This window comes from Nocardia noduli (genome assembly GCF_019038455.1).
Taxonomy (GTDB): Bacteria; Actinomycetota; Actinomycetes; order Mycobacteriales; family Mycobacteriaceae; genus Nocardia; species Nocardia noduli.
In genome coordinates, this window is the sequence record NZ_JAFMPL010000062.1 from 1 (window position 1) to 23039 (window position 23039).

The 23039-nt window shown below is 65.6% G+C and carries 18 protein-coding genes; 9 read left to right on the forward strand and 9 right to left on the reverse strand.

Translation table 11 applies throughout. The annotated features are described in order from the left end of the window. Positions 1-428: type VII secretion-associated protein (locus JZ792_RS26515; RefSeq protein ID WP_216914522.1), on the forward strand; the 428-nt coding region annotated here is incomplete at its 5' end. 113 nt (positions 429-541) lie between these two features. Here JZ792_RS26515 and JZ792_RS26520 read toward each other — a convergent pair. The 7 genes from JZ792_RS26520 to JZ792_RS26550 form a co-directional block, all read right to left on the reverse strand. Further along, positions 542-832 (reverse strand): WXG100 family type VII secretion target, encoded by a 291-nt coding sequence (locus tag JZ792_RS26520; RefSeq protein WP_216914524.1) that lies wholly within the window; start codon positions 830-832, stop codon positions 542-544. 37 nt (positions 833-869) lie between these two features. Beyond that, the gene (locus tag JZ792_RS26525; RefSeq protein ID WP_216914526.1) at positions 870-1250 is read right to left on the reverse strand and encodes a WXG100 family type VII secretion target; all 381 of its coding nucleotides are present in this window, start codon (positions 1248-1250) and stop codon (positions 870-872) included. A gap of 334 nt (positions 1251-1584) precedes the next feature. Then, positions 1585-3156 (reverse strand): serine/threonine-protein kinase, encoded by a 1572-nt coding sequence (locus JZ792_RS26530; protein WP_216914528.1) that lies wholly within the window; start codon positions 3154-3156, stop codon positions 1585-1587. A gap of 182 nt (positions 3157-3338) precedes the next feature. Then, on the reverse strand, positions 3339-4556 hold the full coding sequence (locus JZ792_RS26535; RefSeq protein WP_254190389.1) for a DUF7373 family lipoprotein: 1218 nt from the start codon (positions 4554-4556) through the stop codon (positions 3339-3341). Positions 4557-4569: 13 nt separating this feature from the next. Continuing rightward, entirely contained in the window at positions 4570-5760 is a 1191-nt protein-coding gene (locus tag JZ792_RS26540) for a DUF7373 family lipoprotein (protein ID WP_438804386.1), read from the reverse strand. Positions 5761-5763: 3 nt separating this feature from the next. Further along, the gene (locus JZ792_RS26545) at positions 5764-6936 is read right to left on the reverse strand and encodes a DUF7373 family lipoprotein (protein WP_254190390.1); all 1173 of its coding nucleotides are present in this window, start codon (positions 6934-6936) and stop codon (positions 5764-5766) included. A gap of 255 nt (positions 6937-7191) precedes the next feature. Further along, positions 7192-8397 (reverse strand): DUF7373 family lipoprotein, encoded by a 1206-nt coding sequence (locus JZ792_RS26550; RefSeq protein WP_216914534.1) that lies wholly within the window; start codon positions 8395-8397, stop codon positions 7192-7194. 197 nt (positions 8398-8594) lie between these two features. Between JZ792_RS26550 and JZ792_RS26555 the strand changes: the two genes are divergently transcribed. Beyond that, positions 8595-9899, forward strand: coding sequence for an FHA domain-containing protein (locus JZ792_RS26555; protein WP_216914536.1), 1305 nt, complete (start codon positions 8595-8597; stop codon positions 9897-9899). 6 nt (positions 9900-9905) lie between these two features. Here the strand turns inward: JZ792_RS26555 and JZ792_RS26560 are convergent, their stop codons facing one another. Beyond that, a complete protein-coding gene (locus tag JZ792_RS26560) occupies positions 9906-11354 on the reverse strand; it encodes a neutral zinc metallopeptidase (RefSeq protein ID WP_216914538.1) in 1449 nt (482 codons plus the stop codon). A 108-nt stretch (positions 11355-11462) separates the two neighbouring features. Here JZ792_RS26560 and JZ792_RS26565 point away from each other — a divergent pair, with 108 nt between their 5' ends. From JZ792_RS26565 to JZ792_RS26595, 7 genes are all read left to right on the forward strand, one after another. Further along, positions 11463-14093, forward strand: coding sequence for an FHA domain-containing protein (locus JZ792_RS26565; protein WP_216914540.1), 2631 nt, complete (start codon positions 11463-11465; stop codon positions 14091-14093). A 73-nt stretch (positions 14094-14166) separates the two neighbouring features. Then, positions 14167-15720, forward strand: coding sequence for a hypothetical protein (locus tag JZ792_RS26570; RefSeq protein WP_254190391.1), 1554 nt, complete (start codon positions 14167-14169; stop codon positions 15718-15720). A gap of 143 nt (positions 15721-15863) precedes the next feature. Next, a complete protein-coding gene (rplM, locus tag JZ792_RS26575; RefSeq protein ID WP_109525673.1) occupies positions 15864-16307 on the forward strand; it encodes a 50S ribosomal protein L13 in 444 nt (147 codons plus the stop codon). Beyond that, on the forward strand, positions 16304-16819 hold the full coding sequence (rpsI, locus tag JZ792_RS26580) for a 30S ribosomal protein S9 (RefSeq protein WP_109525479.1): 516 nt from the start codon (positions 16304-16306) through the stop codon (positions 16817-16819). Before rplM ends, rpsI begins: the two co-directional genes overlap by 4 nt. Positions 16820-16977: 158 nt before the next feature. Further along, entirely contained in the window at positions 16978-18354 is a 1377-nt protein-coding gene (gene glmM / locus JZ792_RS26585; protein WP_216914542.1) for a phosphoglucosamine mutase, read from the forward strand. Positions 18355-18882: 528 nt separating this feature from the next. Continuing rightward, positions 18883-20208: a cryptochrome/photolyase family protein gene (locus JZ792_RS26590; RefSeq protein ID WP_216914544.1), complete on the forward strand. Its 1326-nt coding sequence runs from the start codon at positions 18883-18885 to the stop codon at positions 20206-20208. 120 nt (positions 20209-20328) lie between these two features. Next, on the forward strand, positions 20329-21105 hold the full coding sequence (locus tag JZ792_RS26595; protein WP_216914546.1) for a type IV toxin-antitoxin system AbiEi family antitoxin: 777 nt from the start codon (positions 20329-20331) through the stop codon (positions 21103-21105). 106 nt (positions 21106-21211) lie between these two features. On the opposite strand, the gene JZ792_RS26600 is transcribed toward JZ792_RS26595, so the two are convergent. Then, entirely contained in the window at positions 21212-22888 is a 1677-nt protein-coding gene (locus JZ792_RS26600) for an ABC-F family ATP-binding cassette domain-containing protein (RefSeq protein WP_254190393.1), read from the reverse strand. Positions 22889-23039 lie beyond the last annotated feature (151 nt).

Here is a 23039-nt window from a genome sequence, read left to right on the forward strand (position 1 = left end):
CCCCACCCGGCCCCGCACCGGAAGTGTTCGGCCGCATCCGTTTCCAGACCCCCGACGGCTGGAAGGCGACCCCGGCCACGGGCGGTTCCCGCGTCGATCTCGCACCGATCGACGGCACCAAACTGCGAATCACCGTCATCCAGGGCTCCGTCGCCCCGAACGCCGGATACGAACAGATCGCCGCCGATCTAGCGGACCAGATGAAACAGAAGCCGACGATCAGCGACCTGCGCCGCGACGTCGTCTTCGGCGGCCGTTCGATGCTGGCCTATACCGAACGGCCGGAGGGTGGTTCGACCGTGCGCTGGCACATACTGGTGGAACACGGCATCCAGGTGAGCATCGGTTGCCAGTACGCCGGGAACGGGTGGGACGCGCTGGTTACGACCTGCGACAAGTTCGCGGCCTCGGTCGATGTGATGCCGTAGACGCGCAGCTCGTCGGTTCGCCGACGGCTACCCAGCGCACCGGTGAAACGTTCATGAAAAGCCGTGTGCCCCCGGCATAACGCCGGGGGCACATACCGCAGGACAGACAGCCGTCAGAACAGGTTGGCCAGAGCGGAGTCGGTGCTCTGCAGCTCCGAGTTGCCGGTGCTGACCAGCTGGGCGGCGCCGTTCAGCGTCGTCTGCAGCGATTCGGCCTGCTTGGCCCAGTTCCGCTGCATTTCGCTGAACGCATCGTTGGCGGCACCGGCGCCGTACACGGCGACGTACTCTTCGACCTTCTTGTGGAAGGCTTCGAGATCCTGGCTGATGCCTTCGGCGCGCTTGATGATCTGCTGCGCACCCGATTCGACACCCGAGAAGTTGGCTGAGATCGGCTTGCTCATAGTTCAGACTCCTTACGAATCGTTCGAGAGAGAGGAATTAGACCGGAGGAAGATCGAGGCTGGAGATCTGAGCCTGGACCTTCGACGAGAACGTGTCGTCTTGATCCTGGAAGTTGCCGCTCATCTTGACCAGCTTCTCGGAGGTCTCCATGAGCTTGTCGTTCATCTTGTCGGCCTGGTAGTAGTAGCGCTCCATGAACGAGTTGAACGCGTCGCGGGCTTGACCCTGCCAGTTTGCGCCGTTCGTGACGTTGTCCTCGTCGGCCTTCAGGGTCCTGATGGCGATCATCAAGCTATCGTGCTGGGCCTGGAACTCCTTGGCCTTCTGCGCGATGACCGTACTGTCTGCCTTCAACTGTTCCGCCATGCTGGCTTCCTCCTGCTGCTCGTGGTCGTCGCCCGAAATCTGAGCTGACACTGTTCATATGGTTGGACGCACCCCTCGCCCGATCGGTTCCATCCATTTCGTGGAAATCTTCTGGATTCCGTCGTGGCCCGAAGCTTGCGCATGGTCGACCGGACTGCACCGAGGTGGAGGGTCTAGCTGACTTCCCCCGAATATCTCGACCGCGGTGTCATCGCGTCGGTCGCCGCCAGCGCGATCGCTCCCCTCCTTCCCCCTGCTTGCTCCACCTGAACGGCGAGTGGGCTGGCTGGACATCACACTACCGAACGGTGTGTGGCAGCGCTACCTGCGTTTCGTGTGCAATTCACTGTGCGCCACGAGTTGTCAAGGTGCCGAGCGAAGTCCGCTACTTCGCGACAACCTTCGCGATCGCGGAAACCAAACTGTCGATCAATGTTCCGGCGGATTGATCAGTCCACACCTGGAATGCCTGTACGGTCGCGAGATCGTCGATGATCACGATCTTCGCTGAGCTGTACGATATTCCGGTGGGCAATCCGCGGAACCCGCCATTGCCTGCTTCTTTATCGGTACGAAACACGATGAGTACTTCGGAGTCGATTTCGGAGGAAGACGTTCCGATCGGCAGTTGCCGTGGTGAGTTCTCATCACCTACCGCTTTGTACTTGGTGCTGTATCGAAACCCGAGGTCCTGCAAGAATTTTGCCTGTGGACTTGGATTCAGCGCGACGGACAGAGTCGCGGTTCCGAAATTCATTGCCGTCACCGTCTTCCCGTCGAATTCCGGGTGTGACTTACGGACCTGCGCCAAATCGGCGCCACCGCCGGTGTTCGACGATGAATCCCCATTGGTGAGAAGTAGTGCGCCAGTCGTGACAGCGGCCGCGGCAACGATTGCCACGACGGCGGCGACGAGCCATCGACGGGCCCGAGCCCGCGCGCTGGAGGCCGACCTCAGCGTCGTCACCAGCTGCTGATCGGTGGTAGCGGAGGCGACGCTTCCCGAAGCCACGTACGACGCGTCCCTCTCGCTTTGCGGCTGGGTGGGGTACGGCCGGTATGTCGCGCGCGGATCTGTGGTGCTACCCCCGTCGGGCGCCCGAAAATGCTGTGGCCCGTGCATCGCGGCCTCGGCTGCCGCGACGAACTCGCGGCACGTCGCGTACCGCTGTGCGGGATCCTTGGCCAGCACCTTGGCGATCACATCATCGAGAGCCGCGGGTAGGCCGGGGCGCACCGCGCTGAGTTTCGGCGGCGGCTCGTGGATATGGCCCATCATGACGACGGCGGGCAGGGTCGAAGGATAGGGGTTCTGGCCTGTCAGCAGCCTGAAGAACGAACATCCGAGGCTGTATATGTCCGCACGCGGATCGAGGCTCGTTCCGATCAGTTGCTCCGGCGGCGCGTAGGCGACCGTCGCCATGAAATTACCGGTCGCGGTGAGGTCTTGGCCGTCCTCCGAGGATTTCGCGACGCCGAAGTCGGTGAGGAGTACACGCTCGTCGTCCCCGTGTTCGGGTGCGGACAACAGAAAATTGGCGGGTTTGACATCGCGGTGCAGCAACCCGCGCCTGTGTGCGTAGTCGAGCCCCTTGCCGACTTCGGAAATGATCCGCAATGCGCGCTGTGGTGTCATCGTCGACGGTCTCGCCTTGGCCTCTTCGGCCGCGTCGGTCCCGTCGACGTATTGCATGGCGATCCACAGTTGGCCCTCCTCTTCGCCGCGGTTGTAGACCGCGACGATATTCGGATGATCCAGACCGGCCGCAAGGTTGGCTTCGCGTTCGAATCGCGCGCGGAATTCGTGATCGGTGGACAGGTCCGCGCTGAGGACCTTCAGCGCGTCACGGCGGGGAAGGATGGGATTCTGCGCCAAGTAGACGGTTCCCATACCGCCGCTGCCCAGTACGTGGAGCACCCGGTAGCCGCCTACGATTGCGCCGGGTCGCAACGCCATTCGGGACCTCCTCAACGATGTCGAATGCCCGGCGAGCGGGCCTTCGGGTGCAATCTAGCAAGCGATCATTCGGTCTTCGACTTCGCGGCGGCGCGAATTCGGCAGACCGCGAGGTTCCTCCGTCGGATGCTGCCGCAATCGATGTCTCGGTCGCTTGGATGGAACCGCCGCCCGATGCGATCTCACCTGCTGGTCAAGAGTGTGTACTGGGCAGAGATCTTCTGATGCAGGTCGGGTAGTTGCTTCCCACGGGCTTGGACGACGTAGCGGTCGATATGCATCATGCACAGATTGTCGATGAGGTACTTGTTGGGATCGGAGCCCGTGTGTTGGGCAAAGCAGTCCACTCGGTCCGTGAGTCCGGCGGGCGATGCGACGATCGTCTGATCCGGTTCCCGTCTCGTCGATGACCGCCACTCCTGCCAGAGAGCTTCGGCTCCCCGCACGGTCCTGCTTCGGAACACGACCGCGTCGCCGAACGAGACGAGATCGACCTCGTTCTTCTTCAGCAAAGACAATGTATCCGCGCCACCGGTCAAGAACAGCGAGACGGCGCCGCGGCCGGTGTAGTAGCCGTCGGGCTCCGGACGAACGGGTGATTCCAGGCTGCTGGGAAGGGTGCGTCCCACCATGCCCGGTGGGTCGAGCGGAATCCGGGCGAGGTCAGCGCCGGGAGTGGGCCGGAATTCGCCGAGCAGTGGAATCTGGACGTCGAGCATCCGCTCGACGTGTGTGATCAGCGCGGGTAGATCGGGTGCGGAGGTGTCGTCGACGACCTTGATGAAGATGACGTACCTGTCGACGACGGTCCATGAGCCGATGGACGACACTCCGGGCCGCCAGTGTGCCTTCGTGTTCGGATGCTTGGTGATCGAGACAGGTTCGTTGTCCCGGTTGTAGGTGAAGTCGTCGTTCTCCAGCATCGGGCTGACGGAATTCGCGGTATTCGCATCCGGGAACATCAGGACGGCGATATTCATCGTGCGCCGTGGGGCGTCCTCCGCACCACCTGTCGACCACGCATTGACCCATCCGGCTACCAGGTCTTTCGCGACATCATCGAAAGTATCGTTGATGACCAGATTGCCCAACGTCTTTCGGTTCAGGACGATGTGAGTGCGGACGAACCACGCGTCCTCCACATACGCGGGATCGGCCTCGTAGGGGAGTGCTACGAAGTCGGCCAGTCTTTGCGCTTCACGCGCTCTGGCCTGCCGCTGGTTCTTGGCATTGCCGACCGTGCGGGGCTTCACCTCGTAGTTGCCGACGTCGAGACCGGAGGTGTCGGGCTGGACTCGAACCGCGTGGCCGGGTATCTCGGTACCGCAAGCCGCAGTGCCGAGCGCCAGTGCGGCGGAGGTGAGCAGGACCCACAGCGTTCGTGCTGGAAAGGGTTTCATACAGTCCGCCACATCACTCCGAGACCAGAAGTTTGTACTGTGCCGCCGCTTTCTGATACAGCTCCTGGGGATTCTTTCCGGTCACTCTGGCAACGAATCTGCCGATCGGGACGAAGCACACCGGCGGATACCAGCTGACATTCATCGTCTTGTCCTCGGTCCCGAAGCATTCGACCATGGGCATGTTCGGCGGGCGGTCCATCGGTTTCCATCCGACCGAATTCTGAGCGATGAGCGCCGCCATCAAGCGTGCGGCACCTGCGGCATCTCGCGCTCGATAGACTCGACCCCCCGAGAACGAGACGAGGTCGACACCGGAGTTCTCGAACGCGGCCTTCGATGACGCCGGATGGATTTCGTAGTGCAGCGCTGCTCGGGCCGACAACAACACCGATTGGTCGTACGTCATGCGTTTCTGGGAGTCTTCCAACGGAAGCGTGCGGCTGAGCAGGCCATCGACGTCGACAGGGATCGAGTCGAATTCAGCGATCGGAGTCGGTGCGTACGACTTCAGTGCTTCGATCTCGTCGACGAGAATTCTGTGGGAAATTTCCAGCAGTGGTGCCGCTTCGGCGGGCTCGCTCACCGGATCATCGATATGTAGAGCCAGCAGCAGAGAATCGTGCGCCAACCACACGTCGAGATATTTCTGACTAGGTGACCATTTGACGTGAGCCTGTGCGAAGTCGGCGAGTCGAAGGGATTCACCGGGCAGATTCCGGGCTTGACGCTCGGCGAGTCTGTCCCCAGCGGCAGAGGCTGCGGAAGCATCCGAGTATCGAAGGATCTGCAGACTTACCTGGCGTCCGAGCCACACAGGGCTGCGACGCTCGGCACTGGTCTGCCAACCGGTGGAAAACCCCTGCGCCAACTCGGCGAATTCCTCGTCGCTCAACGAGTATTGGCCGCGTATCGCGTCTCCACCCGGGACGGACCTGCGCTCGGGGTTGCTCAGTCGCTGGAAGGGAAACCGGTCGTCCGATTCGATGATGAGCGATGTGACGGCACCGATCCGAGCGGCTTCTCGGAGCGGCCCGTACTGCGATGCGCGCAACTCCGCGAGGTCTCGCGGGACGGATGGATAATTTCCGGAATCGAGTTCGGCGACATTCAGGGTGGTTTCGGGAGCGGGATCGGTGCCGCATCCCGTCGCAAGAGTCACGGCAACCGCGATGACGGTGAGGGCGTTTCGGAATCGCACCACGGCCTACTCGCTCCTGGCCAGAATCGCATATTGAGCTGCTGCTCGGTTGTACAGCGCAGGGTCGGAGCGTCCATTGAATCTCGATTTCGCCACGACCACGCCCACGTATCTTCCGCGTACCACCGCGCACAGTTCATCGAAATGTCTCACCTGGTCTACGAATTCGATTCGTACACAGCGGGCATCCGGGAGCCCCGGCGGCGGCTCCAGTTCCTCGTCGTTCCTCCCAGCTTTGACGAGAACGGATTGCAGATGAAATGCGGCGGACAGATCGCGTGTGCGATAGACGATGCCGCCGCGGCGTCCGATGAGATCGACGCCGCTTTCCTCGAGTGCTCGCTTCATCTCGACGGGATTTCGCTCGAAGTGCAGTTGGCCTGCCGGCTGCACAGGGCCGAAGTCATCGTCGTTGTAGAACGGATCGCCACCACCGGGAGCTTTGGGAAGCGCGCGTCGCATGATGCCGTCCTGATCCATCGGTAGATCGAGGATGTCATCGAGTGGTGTGGGCTGGAACTGCGCCAACCGGGCGACCTGCTGATCGATGGTCGTTCCGATGACGCCGGCCAGGGCGGTCTGGTTCGGCTGGGGGACACCGGCATTCACCAGGATGACGAATGAACCATGGGGCATGAACGAGACGGCTGTGATGTCGTCTGCCGAGGATGTTCTGGCATCCGCATGACCGTCGACGAGAATCGTGTGGCGTCCGGGGTCGGCATTGGTGATCTGGTCGAACTGTTCGACGGCCTTTCTGCTGGCAGCCTCGGTCGGGAAGCGCAGCACCGAGATGATCAGTTTCTTGCGGCTTCGCAGATCTTTGTTGATCCGAACGACGTACACACCTATCAGCAGGTTGTTGTCCACGGTGACGGGCCGATATTTCTCCGGAAGAGTCTCCAAGATGAATGGCATTTCGGGGGTGGTGAACAGTTCGGTGCCACTGAGTTCGGTGATATCGCTGTCGATGTCGGAGGGGACAACGAGGTAATTGAGCATGCGTCGGGCCTCGACCGCCCGAAGCTCGCCCGGAGTGTCGATCATGGGGTCGTATGCGCTGGGTTCGGGCTTGTAAGCGCCGGTCTTCAGCGAAGCCACGTCGACCGAGGCCATACCGGGGCGGGGCTCCCCGGTGATGGTCGATGCCGAACAGCCGACCCCGGCGACGGTCACCATGGCGAGCAGCGTGACCAGTCCGCGTCGAAATCTCATCGGTTCCCCCATTGCCGACTCACCCGCGCGCCAGCGTCGGAGCCGGGCGTTGTCACCCGGTTCATCGCATAGCAAACTTCACCCTCCCCCGCTATCTGTGCTTACCGGCAGATCCTACGTCAACGCGATATCAGGACTCGGCTGTGCCGAGGCCGATCAGAACCCCGGTGACGCTGCTGAGTGTTCGGAGCCGGGAACACACGACGGTGCTTCCCGCCCTCACAAACTATTGGCCAGCAGGGCGTACTGCGCCGCGACCTTCTGCCGCACATCGGGTTCCTTGTCACTGGTGACCACGCCGACATAGCGTTTGTACGGGACGTAGCAGCGGTATTTGTAATCCTTTTCCAGGTCGCCCTGGCTGTTGAGTTGCAGGCATTTGGCACCGGGGACGTCGGTGGGTGCGGTGATGGGGTCGAACTTGTCGCCCGCGGTGTCGATGAGGCCGTCGACGAGTTTGCGGGCCGCGTCGAAATCGCGGACCCGGGTGACCGAACTCGCGTCGACGATCGCGACTTTGTCGGCGCCGGTGTCCTGGAGGAGTTTCTGGGTGACCGATTCGTCGTCCGCGGAGTGGATGCCGTGGTTGGGGCCGTAGATGGCGAAGGAGTCGTCGTCGGGGGTGTGGCCCTTGCGGTCGGCGACGGCGACGCGGGCGAGGAGGCCGTCGGGATCGATCTTCAGTGAGTCGAATTGGTTGACGGGGGTCGCGCGGAAGTTGTCGATGGCGGGGACCTGCGCGGCGAGGGTGCGGTCGACCCAGTTCAGCAGGTCGGTGCTGTCGGCGCGGGGACGTTGGATGAACAGCGAGATCACGAACTCTTTGTGCGCGTGGAACGCGCCGACGTTCGGTACGCCGGGTCGCCAATGCACGTACGCGTCGGGGTATTTGGTCGAGGGGATCTTGCGGTTGTCGGGGGAGACGCTCAGGTCGGCGTCCTCGAGTTCGCGCGCGGCGAGTTTGGCCGAGGCCTCGTCGGGGAAGCGCAGCACGACGTTGGTGACGGCGGTGGCGTCCGTCGGTGGGTGGGTCTGGCCCGCGGGGTCGGGTTTGTCCGCGCCGCTCGCGGCGAAGCCGGTGATGTACTTGCGGTTGTCGAGTACCGGTTTCGAGGTCTTGGCGAGGAAGTCGAGTGCTTCGGTGGCGTCGGTGAGTACGGTGCTGCCGCGACCGTATTTCAGCGACGAGTCGATCTGCACGCTGGGCACGACCGCGTCGGCCATGCGCATACCTTCCAGCAGCGAGCCTTTTCCGGAGGAGTTCTGATCGTATTCATGGGCGTCGACGGGATAGGTGCCGACCTCCAGCTTCCGTACGTCGATCTCCCCGGGAACGGCCGTTCCCGATACCCCGCCGCAGGCGCTCAGCAACCCCGCCAACAGTACGCATGCCGCAACCGATGCGACGCGCGAAGTCCGAACCATGACAGGCCCCTCGTTCCTCCCGAATGTGCCCTCCGAAGTTACCGGATGGAGTGGGGACAGAGCGACCGCTGATTTCGGGATCGCGCTGCCCCCGGGCATGTGGCGGCCGATCGTGACCAACCCGTACTTCGTGAGCGGCCGCGCACTACCCTGGTGGGTATGGCGACGATCCCGGCCCGCGTAGTAGGCGGATTCCGTTGAAGGAGCGGCAGGTCGAAGTCGTCGCGGGAAACCACGTTGTCGCCAGGGTCGCGGGCGCGGTGGTGCTGGTCGCGCATCGGGGCGGCGGGGAGCCGACCCCGGATTCGCCCTCGGCCGTCGCCGTGGAGTCGCTGGCCGAACTGGTGCGTGACGCCGTCGAGCGGCAACCCGAAGGTCCCGGTGCGTTCATCGCGCGCCAGGCGACGCGCTGGTTGATGAAGCACGCGGAGCAGATCAGTCCGGGGGTGCCGATCGATTTCGGCATTATGTCCTCGGCCGAACACGGGGGGATGGCGATCTTCCTGCACGGCGCGGTGACGGTGGTGCTGGAGGACGCCGGTCGGACCGAGTTCTTCCGAGGCGGTGACGCGGCGTTCACGGTGGACCGGGTCGCGTCGATTCCGTCCCGCGCTGTCGCGCTGTTCATCGACAGCGGCGACGGCCGTATCCCGGAGTTGCCCGCGGGCAGGGGGATCGGCTGGCTGGTCGAGGGCATCGCGCAGGCGGCGGGCGCGATCGTGTGGTCGGATGGCGCGCGGTCGAGCGATCCCGGTCGAGCGGGGGCGTCGGTGGCGCGTGAACAGGCGCCGTTGCCCACCGCGCGTATCGATCCCGAGCCTCGTGCGCAGCAGCGCCGGGAACCGTCCGAGCCCGCACCGCACATCACGGCCACGCAGGCGGCGACTTCGATGCTGGATTCGGTGGCGGAACAACCCGATCCGCATCACGCCCTGACTCAGCTCGGCGGCACCAACCCGGCGCCCCGCCCCGACCCGGATCTACAGCGCAGGCTGGAGGCGACGGCGAAGGCGACCGCGCTCACCGTCAAGGTGCTGGGATTCAAATGCGCGCGAGCCCATCCCAGTGATCCACGATCGGCGTTCTGCACGGTGTGCGGGATGCCGGTCGATCAGACGCAGCAGTTGATCGAGGTGGTGCGTCCGCCGCTCGGCATGCTCGTCCTCGACGACGGCATGACCTACATGCTGGCCGCCGACGCGGTCATCGGACGCGATCCGGAGAATTCCGATGCCGTCCAACGTGGGCTGATCCCGTTGAAGGTGGACGATTCGTCGGGCGGGATGTCGCGTGCGCACGCCGAGGTCCACCTCGTGAATTGGGATGTGACCGTGGTGGACCGGGGGTCGACCAACGGCACCCGCACCCGCCTGCCCGGCTACCGGGACTGGGTCCGGCTCACCCCGAACCAGCCGATGATCCTGGTGCAGGGCACCGAGGTGATGATCGGCAACCGCGTGCTGCGCTACGAGCCCGCGGCGCCGCCGCCCTTCGGCGGCTGACGCGCGTTACGAGTATCGGGAAATGCAGGTGTTCTCGCCGTTGAGCACGCCGGCACGGAACGCGTCGACCCGGGCGAATCCGCTCGGCACGGTCTTGCCCTGGATGTCGCTGGCGGCGAGACCATCGGTGAGCAGGCCCGATACCGCCTCGTCGAGGTCGCCTGCGGCCAGGGTGATGTCACCCTCGTTGCGTGTGCGCTCGGGGTCGGCCAGTTTGCCGGTGACGACTCCGGCCAGGCACGCGGCGCGCAGTCCGGCTTTCGCGCCGATGAGCGGCTGGCCGTGACCGAGTTGTACGGCCAGCGTGTAGCGCGCGATGAACACCACGTAGCCGTTGTAATCGCCGGTCACCTTCAGCGGTAACGGATTGTCGGCTTCCTCGCTGTCGGCGGTCCCGCGTTCGGCCAGGGCGGGAACATCGGTGGCGATGGTGTTCTTCGTCGGGCAGTAGGACACCGGTTCGGTGGTGACACCGTCGCGGCAGTCGATCTTCGCGCCGTTGTAGTCGTAGGTCGGGGCGTTCTGGACCGGCAGGATCGCGGCGAGCGCCTTGCTCAGTTCGATCAGCGTGCTCTTGTCGATCGGATACTCGCCGCGGTTGTCGTCGCCGTCGAAGGACTGGGGGAGATTGCCGCGCCGCGAATTGATCTCGTCGATGTCGATACCTTTGCAGGCTTCGGGACCGTCGGTGAAACCGATCTGAACCGCGGTGACGCGTTCGAAGGCCGAACCGTGCACGCTCTCGGGATCGTCGGGGTCGGAGTCGCGAATGGCGACGGTCGCCGCGAGTACCGAGTTCAGGCCGTCGGAGGTGTTGATGGTGAAATGCTTGGACTTGCCCTCGGCGGTGTGACGCATGAACGCCCCCGCGAAGCAGTCGGCCTGCTGCTCCTTGACGATCACCGGATCCTTGGAATCGACGATCTTGGCCATGTTCTGGATCGCGTGACCGTATTCGTGGGCGAGCACCATGACCACGGCCATCTTGCCGAAGGTTTCCTCCATGGTCGGCAGCAGCACTTCGCGGTCCCAGCCGATGGAGTTGTCGAGTCGGCAGTACGCGGCGTTGACCAGGTGGTAGGTGGTCTCCTTGCAGAATTCGAGCGCCTGGTTGCGCGGCGCCTTCGCGTTCCAGGACAGCAGCCGGTTCACCGGGACGAATTCGCCGTCGAAGTTCTTGGGGAACTCGGTCCGCCAGTAGGCCTGGATATCGTCGACGGCGTTGAGCGCCAGGGTGTCCGCGGCACCTCCGTCGCCGTTGACGGCGGTGAGGTCGGAGTCGGGAACGTTCGCCTTCGGGCCGCTGGGGCCGCTGGTCGTCGGCAGTCCCGCCACCTTGAAGGGGTCGTCGTATACCGAGACCGCGCGCCCGTCCACCAGACGTGTGCAGCCCGCCAGCAGCACTACCGCGCACAACAGCGCCGATATGACCGCTGTCGCTCGGAGTTTCGGCAAGGCTCCCCCTAAGTCGGCCGGAATGATGTTCGCGTTGGGCACCGGATCGGGACAAAAGGCGCGTCGGGGGCACCGCCGATGTCCGGGTGATGGCATAGTATCCGCTGCATGTCTTCACCGGGGGCGCAGACCATCACCGTGCGCCATGATGGAACCGATCGGGTCTTCGATTCGAATCAGAAGATCACCATGGGCCGCGCACCAGAGGTCACCTTGTTCGTGGACAGCCCGCTGGTTTCACGGGTACACGCGACACTCGCCTGGCAGGGGAGCGGCTGGGTTCTGTCCGATAATGGCAGTACCAACGGTGTTTTCGTCGACGCCAGACGGTTGAGTCAGCCGGTGGCGATCGATCGCCCGACGCAGGTCCGTCTCGGTGACGCGATCAGTGGGCCGCTGCTGCATCTGCTTCCGTCCGCGCCGCAGCCGCGTCAGCAGCGGCCGATGACGCCTCCGGTCGCACAGCCGCAGCAGGGACAGCGGCCGAGCTATCAGCACCCGAATCGTCCCGGTCCCGGCCAGCAACAACGCCCGCAGCAGCCGGTGCCGTCACAGTCGGGGGCGCAGCCGATGGCGCAGTCGCCCGCGCCGCCGCAGTCGTCGTCGCAGGCTTTGCCGAAGCCGCCGACACCGCAGCAGCCGGTGGCGTCGCAGTCCTCGCCGCAACTTCCGCTGCCGCAGCAGTCGGGACCGCAGCAGCCGAATTTCAATATGACGACCAGGGCGGACACCTCGGCGCTGCCCCCGTTGCGCGCGCGGCCGTCGACCTCGCCGATCGCCCGCGCCGATCGTCTCCCGCCCGGCGGGCTGGCGATCGGCCGCACCACCGACAACCAGATCGTCGTCAACGATCCGCTCGCCTCGCGCAAACATGCCAGGCTGGTCGCCGCCTCGGAGGGGCTGACCATCGAGGATCTCGGATCCGCCAACGGCACTTTCGTCAACGGCACCCGGCAGCAGCGCACGGTGCTGCGCGAACGCGACATCGTCACGATCGGCAATATCGACTTCGTCGTCCAGCAGGGCACGCTGGTGCATCGGCAGAAGCCGGTCGCCGAGCAGGGGTTGAGCGTGCACGGCGTCGGATTCACCGTCGAGGGCAACAAACAGCTGCTCGTCGACGTCAACATGCAGGCCGGTCGTGGCACCCTGACCGCGCTGATCGGGCCGTCCGGCGCCGGTAAGTCGACGCTGTCCAAACTCATCGCGGGCAGTACACAGCCCTCGGGCGGTGTGGTGGCCTTCGAGGGCCGCAACCTGCACGCCGAATACGAGGCGTTGCGCTCCAGGATCGGCATGGTCCCGCAGGACGACGTGCTGCACCGCCAGCTCACGGTCCGCCAGGCGCTCGGTTACGCCGCGGAATTGCGGCTGCCGCCCGACAACAGCAAAGCGGATCGTCAGAAGGTGATCGACGGTGTCCTGAAGGAACTCTCGCTCACCGAACATGCCGACACCAGGGTGGATCGGCTGTCGGGCGGTCAGCGCAAACGCGCGTCGGTGGCGCTGGAACTGCTCACCGGCCCCTCGCTGCTGATCCTGGACGAACCGACCTCGGGCCTCGATCCGGCGCTGGATCGCCAGGTCATGGTCATGTTGCGCGAACTGGCGGACGCGGGCCGCGTCGTCATCGTGGTGACCCACTCGGTCGCCTGTCTCGATATGTGCGATCAGGTACTGCTGCTCGCTCCGGGCGGTAAGACCGCGTTCTGCGGACATCCGGCGGGCGTCGGCGGCGCGATGGGCACCAGCGACTGGGCCGAGATCTTCGCGAATGTGGCGTCCAACCCGGACCAGGCCTTCGCCGCCTACCGGTCCCGTCAGGCCTTCATCCCCCCGGCTCCCGCTCCCGCGCCCGTCAAACCGGGATCGGCGGGCCGCCCACCACGCGCCAGTGGCATCAAACAGTTCTCCACACTGATGCGCAGACAGATCCGCCTGATATTCGCCGACCGTGGATATCTGGCCTTCCTGCTCGTGCTGCCCTTCATTCTCGGCGCGTTGTCGCTGGTGGTGCCGGGTAAGAACGGTTTCACCGCGGGCGGACTCGTCCAGGACCCGGTGTCGGGCGCCATCACCCCGTCCGGCGGCGCGGAAGCCCAGCAGTTGCTCGTCGTGCTGATTCTGGGCGCCTGTTTCATGGGAGCCACCCTCACGGTGCGCGACCTGGTCGGCGAGCGGACGATCTTCTACCGTGAGCGTGCGGTCGGACTGTTGCCGTCGGCGTATCTGCTTGCCAAGATCGCCGTCTTCAGCATCACGGCATTCCTCCAGGCGGCGGTGCTCATCGTGATCACCTTCATCGGCAAGAAGCCGCCGGGCGCGGGCTCACTGATCCCCTCGGGCAGTGTCGAGTTGTACGTCGATATCGCGCTGACCGCGGTCTGCTGCGTGGTGTTCGGTCTGTTGCTGTCGAGTCTGGCGAAATCGAACGAGCAGGTCATGCCGATGCTCGTGGTGATGATCATGGTCCAGTTGGTCATGGCGGGCGGCCTGATCCCGGTGACCGGCAGGCCGGGCCTGGAACAGGTGTCGTGGCTGTTCCCCTCCCGATGGGGTTACGCGGCGGGTGCATCGACGGTGAACATCAGGGAAATCTTCCTCAACTCCCAACCAGACGGACTGTGGGATCACACATCCGGCACCTGGATTCTCGATATCGTGCTGTTGCTGGTGATTACCGCGATCCTGGCCGTTTTCACCTGGAGCAGGCTGCGGCTGAAGAAGTCCGCCGCGTGAGTGGCACCGATCCGTTCGGCGCCGTCTCGATGACGGGGATCGCGAGCACGACGTCCACGTACCAGGCACACTTATGCCTGTGACGGTGCGAGTAGGGGCAGTGCATCTCGGATGGGATGTGGTGTCGGTGGCTGCGGGCGGTGTGGACACACCGATCCGCCCGGTTCAGGTGGAGGGGACGTATACACCGCCCGCCTATCTTCTGGCCGATTCGTCGGGCCGATTGCATACCGCGGGGGTCGAGCGGCAACGGCCGGATCTGGGCATGGCAATCGCCGATGTGCGCGACATTCTCGGGCATCCGCAGATCGTGATCGCGGGGGCGACGTGGCCCGCGGAACTCGTGTTCCGGGCCAGGATGTACAACCCGTTGGCCGCTGTCGGCGAGTACCTGCGAGGCAGGCCCGATGTGGTGGCGCTGCCGTATCCGGACGGCTGGCCCGACGAGAAGATCGACATCTACGTGGAGATGGTCGAACAGCTCGATGTCGTCGTCGAGCCGCTGCCGGAAAGCGTGGCGCTGTCCGGTTACGTGCGGGCGCTGGGGCTGGTCCGCGCGCCCGACGAGCGTGCCCCGAGGGGTAACGGCGCGACGGGTGTGTACTCCGACGGCCGGACCATGCTGGTGGTCGCGGTGCACGGGGACGACGACCAGCCGACCGAATCGGTGGACGTCGCGGTCACCGCGGAAGCCATGCGCGACGCCCGTTCGGCGGACAACGTGGTGATCGAGGTGATGGCGGCCGCCCGCGCGATCGGCGCCGACACCTCGACCGTGCTGCTCTGCGGCAATGTCTGCTTCAACGAGGCGCTGCGGTACGCGTTCCAGAATCACCTCGGCCACCGGCTGCGGGTTGCCGACCATCCCATGCACGCCCTCGTGTTGGGCGCCACCCATCTGCTGGTGACCGACAGCGAATCGGCGGAACCGGAACCCGCCGCCCCGCGCCACGACTCGCCGCCTCCCGAGATGGTCCGTCGCCCGGCCGACCCGGTGCCGCCGTCGGCCGCACCTCCGCCGCCGGTCGAACCGCGCACGCCGCCCGCCGTCACCTATGGTCCGGGATATCCGACGTCGCCGCCCGAGCCCGCGCCGAGTGAGGAACCCACGACGCGGGTCACCCGCGAGGAGATGTCACGCGGACTGCCGCCGCATCTGGCCGAATTCGGCAGCCGATTCACCCGACCGCCGGAGACGAGGGAAGAGTTCCCGGCGCCGGGACAGCAGGCGTCCGCACCCGGCTCGCCCTATCCGCCGCAGGATCAGGCACGCCCGGACCGGTGGCAGAACCCGCCCGGCGAGGAAGAGGACGACGAGTCCGGTTCCCGCAAGGGCACCCGCTGGAACAAGATCAAGGACAACTTCTTCGGCGCGCACGCCGTGGTCGGCGTGGTCGCGCTGCTGGCGGTGGCCTTCTCGCCCGACTCGGACCGCGTCGAACTGGCGGGTTCGCTCGACCCGGCGGCATGCGCGTTCACCCCGCGTGTGGGTGTCGAACGCGGCCCCGGAATCGCGCACGCGCGCGGCGAGGACCCCGGATGCGCCGAGCCGAACACCGACAACCTGCGGTTCGTGGTTCCCGGGGCGCCCGGTGTGGGCGATCCGGGTCCGCCGGTCGTGATCTGAGGCGATTCTTCCCGAGCCATACCCTCCTGGTATCGTGGCTCGTCGGCGTGCGGCATCTTCGAGGCCCGGGTCTCCACCGGCCGCCGGGAACAGCCTCGATCGCACGCTTGGCCGGCAACACCGACTACAGACAGGGAAGCACTGTGCCTACGTACAGCCCCAAGGCGGGTGACGTGACCCGCAAGTGGTACGTCATCGACGCCACTGACGTAGTGCTCGGCCGTCTCGCCGTCCAGGCAGCGAATCTGCTGCGTGGCAAGACGAAGCCGACCTACGCCCCGAACTTCGACGGTGGCGATTTCGTCATCATCATCAACGCCGACAAGGTTGCCATCTCCGGCAACAAGAAGGCGGACAAGCTGATCCACCACCACTCCGGCCACCCGGGCGGCCTCAAGTCGCGCACTGTCGGTCAGGTGTTGGAGAGCCGCCCCGACCGGCTGGTGGAGAAGGCCGTCAAGGGCATGATCCCGAAGAACAAGCTCGGCAACGCGATCGCGGGCAAGCTGAAGGTCTACGCGGGCCCGACGCATCCGCACACCGCTCAGCAGCCCATTCCGTTCGAGATCAAGCAGGTGGCCCAGTGACCGCGCCCGAGGAATACACCGAAGAGGCCGTCGAGGAGACCTTCGACGCCGACGGCACCGTCGAGGTCGTCGAGGAGGAGTACGGCTACGAGGCCGAACCCGCCACCTACGCCCCGGTCCTGATCGATCGCCCGGTGCAGACCGTCGGCCGTCGTAAGGAAGCCGTCGTTCGCGTGCGGCTGACCCCGGGCTCGGGCAACTTCGTGCTCAACGGTCGCACCATCGAGGACTACTTCCCGAACAAGGTGCACCAGCAGCTGGTCAAGTCCCCGCTGGTCACCGTCGAGCGCGTCGAGTCCTTCGACATCCACGCTCGCCTGCACGGTGGCGGCCCGTCGGGACAGGCGGGCGCCCTGCGTCTGGCCATCGCCCGCGCGCTGATCGAGGTCACCCCGGACGATCGTCCCGCCCTCAAGCGGGCAGGCTTCCTGACACGTGACCCGCGTGCCACCGAGCGTAAGAAGTACGGTCTGAAGAAGGCGCGTAAGGCGCCCCAGTACTCGAAGCGCTGATTTTGGCATCGTCGGCCCCCGCTTTCCGGCACCCACGCGGTGCCGGGAGCGGTATGGTCGGCGCGGCAGCTGTATGAGAGCAGGTTTCCAGCAACCGCTGGTTGCCTGCTCTCGTGCTGTATTGCTGTATTTCTCGTGAAGGGCAACGAGGGACGACTATGGGACGTTTGTTCGGCACCGACGGAGTCCGTGGACTGGCCAACGATTCGCTGAGTCCGGAACTGGCGCTCGCGGTTTCGGGAGCGGCGGCACAAATCCTGAGCAGGGGCAAGAAGCGGGCGCTGGCCGTCGTCGGCCGCGATCCGCGCGCCTCGGGCGAGATGCTCGAAGCGGCGGTCACCGCCGGGCTCACGGCCGCCGGGGTGAACGTGCTCTCGGTGGGTGTGCTGCCGACACCGGCTGTCGCCTATCTCACCGGGCTCTACGACGCGTGCCTCGGCGTGATGATCTCCGCCTCGCACAATCCCATGCCGGACAACGGCATCAAGATCTTCGCCGCGGGCGGGCACAAACTCGACGATGCCGTCGAGGACAGGATCGAAGCGCTGATCGACGAGCGCACGCCGCACCGCCCCACCGGCGCGGGGATCGGACGCGTGCTCAACGCCGCGGGCGCGCGCGACCACGGCGCGAACATCCCCGATCGGTACAGCCTCGAGGGCACGCACGAACGGTATGTGGAGCATCTGGTCGAGGCGACCGGGCAGGATCTGACCGGTCTGACCGTGGTCCTGGACTGCGCGCACGGCGCGGCCTCGGAGGTCGGCCCCGCCGCCTTCCGCGAGGCGGGCGCGACCGTGATCGCCATCAACGCCGAACCCGACGGCCTCAACATCAACGACGGCTGCGGTTCCACGCACCTCGAGCAGGTGCAGGCCGCCGTGGTCGAACACGGCGCCGACCTGGGCCTGGCCCTCGACGGTGACGCCGACCGCTGTCTCGCGGTCGACGCGCGAGGAACGATCGTCGACGGTGACGCCATCATGGCGATCATCGCCATCGCCATGCGGGAAGCGGGCGAACTGCTCGAAGACACCCTGGTCGCCACCGTCATGAGTAATCTCGGCCTGCATATCGCTATGCGAGAGGCTGGAATCACGTTGCGCACCACCGCGGTCGGCGATCGCTACGTGCTGGAAGAACTGCGCCGCGGCAAGTACACCCTCGGTGGTGAACAGTCCGGTCACACCGTCCTGCCGCGTTTCGGCACTACCGGCGACGGCATTCTCACCGGTCTCAAACTGATGGCGCGCATGGCCCAGACGAGGCGCGAGCTGTCCGACCTGGCAGCGGTGCTGACGACGGTGCCGCAGGTGCTGGTGAATGTGCCCGTCACCGACAAGTCGCTGGTGGCTCGCGCGCCCGAGGTGCTGGACGCGGTACGCGAAGCCGAGCGGATTCTCGGTGATTCCGGCCGAGTCCTGTTGCGGCCCAGTGGTACCGAGCAGTTGGTTCGGGTCATGGTCGAGGCGACCGATCCGGTGCAGGCGCGGCAGTTGGCCGATGATCTCGCCAAGCGTGTCGCCTCGGTGTAAACCGAAAGCCGGATCGTCGGCTACGGCCGACCGGGTTTGTTGCGGGATGAGCGCGCCTGCGGATCGGGTTCGCCGGTGTGGGTGCGACGTCCCTACGTCGGCACGGCGTGCCCGTCAAGCAGTGTGACGATGCGCCGCTCGCCGGGCTGCGACCGAACTCGAGGTAGCACGAGGTCGGCGGGTGTGCATGTGGCAGCCGCGCCCTCAACCTCTGAATGCATCGTTTACGCCTCGTATAATTACGGTTCGAGATGGTGAATCGTCGGGAATCCTGTACCCGGACTGTGTTTCGATGACGGCATCGATGTCCGCTATCTGTCAGTTTCCGAAGAATGCATCGAAATCGCATCGTTTATCGGCTACCATGGGTTACGCCGAAGAGTTGGCGGGATCGGCTACGCGACGTCCGCGAGGGCGCGCCGCGCCGGTAGGGGCTGAGCCGCCCACTGCCGTCGCGGCGCGACCCTCGTGGTTGTCGCGCGGAAGACGTTCTGTGGTAACACTTTCCAGCGAAAGAGGTGCGACAGCGTGGTCGGTGTCGGAATTGTGCTGTTCACCCGGGATCTGCGGGTGCGAGATAATCCGGCCTTGGCGGCGGGATGTCGCGCCGAGAAGGTGGTGCCGCTGTTCGTCCTCGACGACACGATTCTGGCGGGCCGCGCATCGACCCCCAATCGCGCCGCGTTCCTGGCCGCCGCCCTCGCCGAACTCGACGGTGAACTGAAGGGGATGGGTGGTCGGCTGGTCGTCCGGCGCGGCACGGTGGTCGACGAGGTCGACACGATCGTCGACCAGGTAGGCGCCGATGTCGTGCATATCGCGGCCGATGTCAGCGGCTACAGCAGACGCAGGGAGAACGCGCTGCGCGAACGGCTGGGGCGGCGCGGATGTGAATTGCGGGTGCACGAGGCCTCCGTCACGACGGTGGCGCCCGAAGCCGTCGTTCCTTCGACCGGCCGCGATCATTTCGCGGTGTTCACGCCGTATTTCCGCAAGTGGATGGACGTCCATCGGCGAGCACCGCTCCCGCGCCCGCACGCGATGACCCTGCCGAGAATCGCGGCGGGCGATCTGCCCACCGTCGATTCGATCTGTCGGGGAGAGACGTCGCCCGAACTGGCCGTCGGGGGCGAGACGACCGGCCGAAAACTGCTGACCGAGTGGCTGGCCGGCCCCGTCGAGGATTACGCGGCACGCAGCGACGACCTCGTGGCGGATGCCACCTCCAGGCTCTCGCCGTATCTGCATTTCGGCTGTCTCTCGGCGTCGGAAGTGCTGCACCGGACCGATGTCACCGGCGAAGGCGGATCGGCCTTCGCCCGCCAGTTGGCGTGGCGGGACTTCCACCACCAATTGCTCGCCGCCCGTCCCGCCGTCGCGTGGAAGGACTATCACGACCGGTCGATCCAATGGCGAGAGGATCCGCGGGCCGTGGAAGCGTGGTCGGAAGGGCGTACCGGATATCCGATCGTCGATGCCGGAATGCGCCAATTGCGGGCCGAGGGCTGGATGCCCGGTCGCGCGCGACTGATCGCGGCCAGCTTCCTGACGAAATCCCTGCGCGTGGACTGGCGGATCGGCGCCGACCATTTCCTGCGATGGCTGGTCGACGCGGATCTGGCGAACAATCAGCTCAATTGGCAGTGGGTCGCCGGAACCGGGACCGACACCAGGCCGAACCGGGTGCTGAATCCGCTGCGGCAAGCCGAACGCTTCGATCCGGACGGCGTGTACGTGCGACGGTGGGTGCCGGAGGTCGCCGAGTTGGCGGGTGCGGCGGCGCATCGCCCGTGGCGCGAGAACGGCGGTGTCGCAGGCTATCCCGGGCCGATGATCGACTTCGTCGGTATGTAGCGCGGCTGTGGACCCGGGGCGGGGTTTCGTGAAATCCACAGGCCGAGAGTTATCCACAGGCCTGTTGTTTTCCCAGGTCGGTCGAAGTTCGGTGGCGCGGTCGTGGACGAGACTCGGTCCATGCGACCAGGACTGGAACAGGCACGAGACAAGCAATTCGGTGCATTCGCCGTGTGGCAGGTGCTCTGTGAATACACCAGGGGTGAGATGCGCGTCCTGGTGGACCGCGGGGAGTGGGTGCGGGTCTTCCGTGGCGTCTACCGCGAGGCGGATACACCGCCGGTCCCGGAATTACGGGTAGAGGCCGCGCGGCTCACCACCGGCCTCACCTCCGTCATCGCCGCCTACGACACCGCCGCGCAACTACACGGATTCGCGGTCGCCGATACCCGAACGACCCATGTGCTCGGCGCCCGCCCGGCCCGGTCGGCGCAGTTGTTCGTGCACCGTGATCACGCCGAAGCCGCCGAACTCGAACTGATCAGGGGAACGCTGACCACCACCGCGGCACGTACCGCGGTCGATGTCGCCAGGACGGCGAGCCGGGATGTTGCCGCAGCGACACTGGAAGTGGTTGTCGAACAGGGTATTTCGCCGGTCAGGTTGGTGCGTGAGGTGTCGCGGCACCGTGGTCGGCGTGGATATCGGCAAGCCGTGGAATTGATCGGACGGCTCGATGCCGGACCGGTAGTGGCATGCCACGGCGAACTCCCGGCCACCGAGAGGGGGCATGCGAAGTCGGGTGCAAGTCCGACAACCGACCTCGATCCGCGATCTGCGGAACCGATCCCGGCCGCGCGGCTGTTCTGTGACGAGGCTCGCGTGGTTCCGCAACTTGTGTGCTGTGCTACGCCGCCAGCGGTTTCGCGGATCGGCGGTGACCGTGGCAACCGGTGAACTGGCCATGGTGGTCGCGGTATCGAGTCGGAGGAAGGTCGGTTCGCCCACCGCACCGAGTCGGGAGAAAGTCGGTTCACCCGGCGGGCGAACCGACTCCGCGCCCCTATCCCTCTTCGACGAGTCGCCCGTCCGCCATACGCCACCGGCGGGTGGAGGTGACCGCGTCGAGCATGCGGCGATCGTGGGTGACGAGCAGCATGGTGCCGGTGAAGGATTCGACGGCCTGTTCCAACTGCTCGATGGCGGCCAGGTCGAGATGGTTCGTCGGCTCGTCCAACACCAGCAGATTCACTCCCCGCGCCTGCAACAGTGCGAGCGCGGCACGGGTGCGCTCGCCGGGGGACAGTGTTTCGCAGGAGCGTCCGACGTGCTGGCCGCGCAACCCGAATTTCGCGAGCAGCGTCCTGACCTCGGCATCGGGCCAGTCGGGCATCTCGGTGCCGAAGGTCTCGGCCAGGGGGATATCGCCGCGGAACAGTTCGCGCGCCTGATCGACCTCGCCGATTTCGACACCCGAGCCGAGCGAACTCGTCCCGGTGTCGGGTTTCAGCTTGCCGAGCAGCATCGCGAGCAGGGTGGACTTGCCGGATCCGTTCGCGCCGGTCAGAACGATTCTGTCGGCCCAGTCGACCTGGGTGGTGACCGGCCCCAATGTGAAATCTCCGCGCGTGACCGTGGCATCGGTCAAGGTGGCGACGACCGAACCGCTGCGCGGGGCCGCGGCGATCGACATGCGCAGTTCCCACTCCTTGCGCGGTTCCTCGACGACGTCGAGCCGTTCGATCCTGCGCTGGGTCTGGCGGGCCTTGGCGGCCTGTTTCTCGGTGGATTCGGCACGCATCTTGCGACCGGCTTTGTCCGAGTCGGTCTTACCTTTGCGACGGGCGTTGCGCACGCCGTGCTCGAGCCAGTTGCGCTGCATCTGGGCGCGCGCCTCGAGGCCGGATCTGGTGTCGGAGTAATCGTCGTACGCTTCGCGGGCATGCTGCCGAGCGATCGCGCGTTCGGCCAGGTACGAGTCGTAACTGCCGTCGTAGAGGCCGACCTGCTGCTGCGCCAGATCGAGTTCGACGATCCCGTTCACCGTGCGTGCCAGGAATTCCCGGTCGTGACTGATAACCATCAGCGGCACCCGCACGGCCGTGACGAACTGCTCGAGTTTCGCCAGGCCGTCCAGGTCCAGATCGTTGGTCGGCTCGTCCAACAGCAGGATGTCGAAGCGCGACAGCAGGACCGACGCCAGTCCCGCGCGCGCGGCCTGTCCACCGGACAGGCCGGTCATCGGGGTGTCGAGGCCACCGATGAGCGATTCGGTGAGCCCGAGATCCGCCGCGACCTCCTCCGCCCGCTGCTCCAGGTCGGCGCCGCCGAGTGCCAGCCAACGCTCCAGGGCGGGGGTGTAATCGTCGTCGCCGCCCTCGGCCAATCGCAGCGCGGCCGTGTCCATGGCGTGCTGTGCCTCGGTCACTCCGGTACGTCGACCGAGGAATTCGAGCACCGTTTCCCCGGCGACACGCTCCGGCTCCTGCGCCAGGTAACCCACCGTGGCGTCGGGCGGGCTCAACGCGATGGTGCCCGCGGGAGCGTCACGGTCGGCGAGCATCCGCATCAGCGTCGATTTCCCCGCCCCGTTCACCCCCACCAGGCCGATCACGTCACCGGGCGCGAGGGTCATGTCGAGATCGTCGAACAGGGTGCGTTCGCCGTGTCCCGCGGACAATCCGCGCGCATGCAGAGTGGTGCTCACCTCGAGAAGTCTGCCGTGCTCCGTCGCGGGCATTCGCACCCGGTCGCCACCGGACTGCGCGCACCCCCGCGTTCGGGGTTTCTCCCTGAGACGGATGCCGTGGAAATCAGGGTCGAGATCGGTCGGTGGCCCGATGCCCCGGCACGGTCGCTCGGCGCAGAGTTGAGGTCGTACCGACCGACTT

What these genes read in the sequence shown, in the direction of transcription:
- JZ792_RS26520 (WP_216914524.1), bottom strand. Translation starts at nt 832, where the DNA reads ATGAGCAAGCCGATCTCAGCCAACTTCTCGGGTGTCGAATCGGGTGCG.
- JZ792_RS26530 (WP_216914528.1), bottom strand. Translation starts at nt 3,156, where the DNA reads ATGGCGTTGCGACCCGGCGCAATCGTAGGCGGCTACCGGGTGCTCCAC.
- JZ792_RS26535 (WP_254190389.1), bottom strand. Translation starts at nt 4,556, where the DNA reads ATGAAACCCTTTCCAGCACGAACGCTGTGGGTCCTGCTCACCTCCGCC.
- JZ792_RS26545 (WP_254190390.1), bottom strand. Translation starts at nt 6,936, where the DNA reads ATGGTGACCGTCGCCGGGGTCGGCTGTTCGGCATCGACCATCACCGGG.
- JZ792_RS26550 (WP_216914534.1), bottom strand. Translation starts at nt 8,397, where the DNA reads ATGGTTCGGACTTCGCGCGTCGCATCGGTTGCGGCATGCGTACTGTTG.
- JZ792_RS26565 (WP_216914540.1), top strand. Translation starts at nt 11,463, where the DNA reads ATGTCTTCACCGGGGGCGCAGACCATCACCGTGCGCCATGATGGAACC.
- JZ792_RS26570 (WP_254190391.1), top strand. Translation starts at nt 14,167, where the DNA reads ATGCCTGTGACGGTGCGAGTAGGGGCAGTGCATCTCGGATGGGATGTG.
- glmM (WP_216914542.1), top strand. Translation starts at nt 16,978, where the DNA reads ATGGGACGTTTGTTCGGCACCGACGGAGTCCGTGGACTGGCCAACGAT.
- JZ792_RS26595 (WP_216914546.1), top strand. Translation starts at nt 20,329, where the DNA reads ATGCGACCAGGACTGGAACAGGCACGAGACAAGCAATTCGGTGCATTC.
- JZ792_RS26600 (WP_254190393.1), bottom strand. Translation starts at nt 22,888, where the DNA reads ATGCCCGCGACGGAGCACGGCAGACTTCTCGAGGTGAGCACCACTCTG.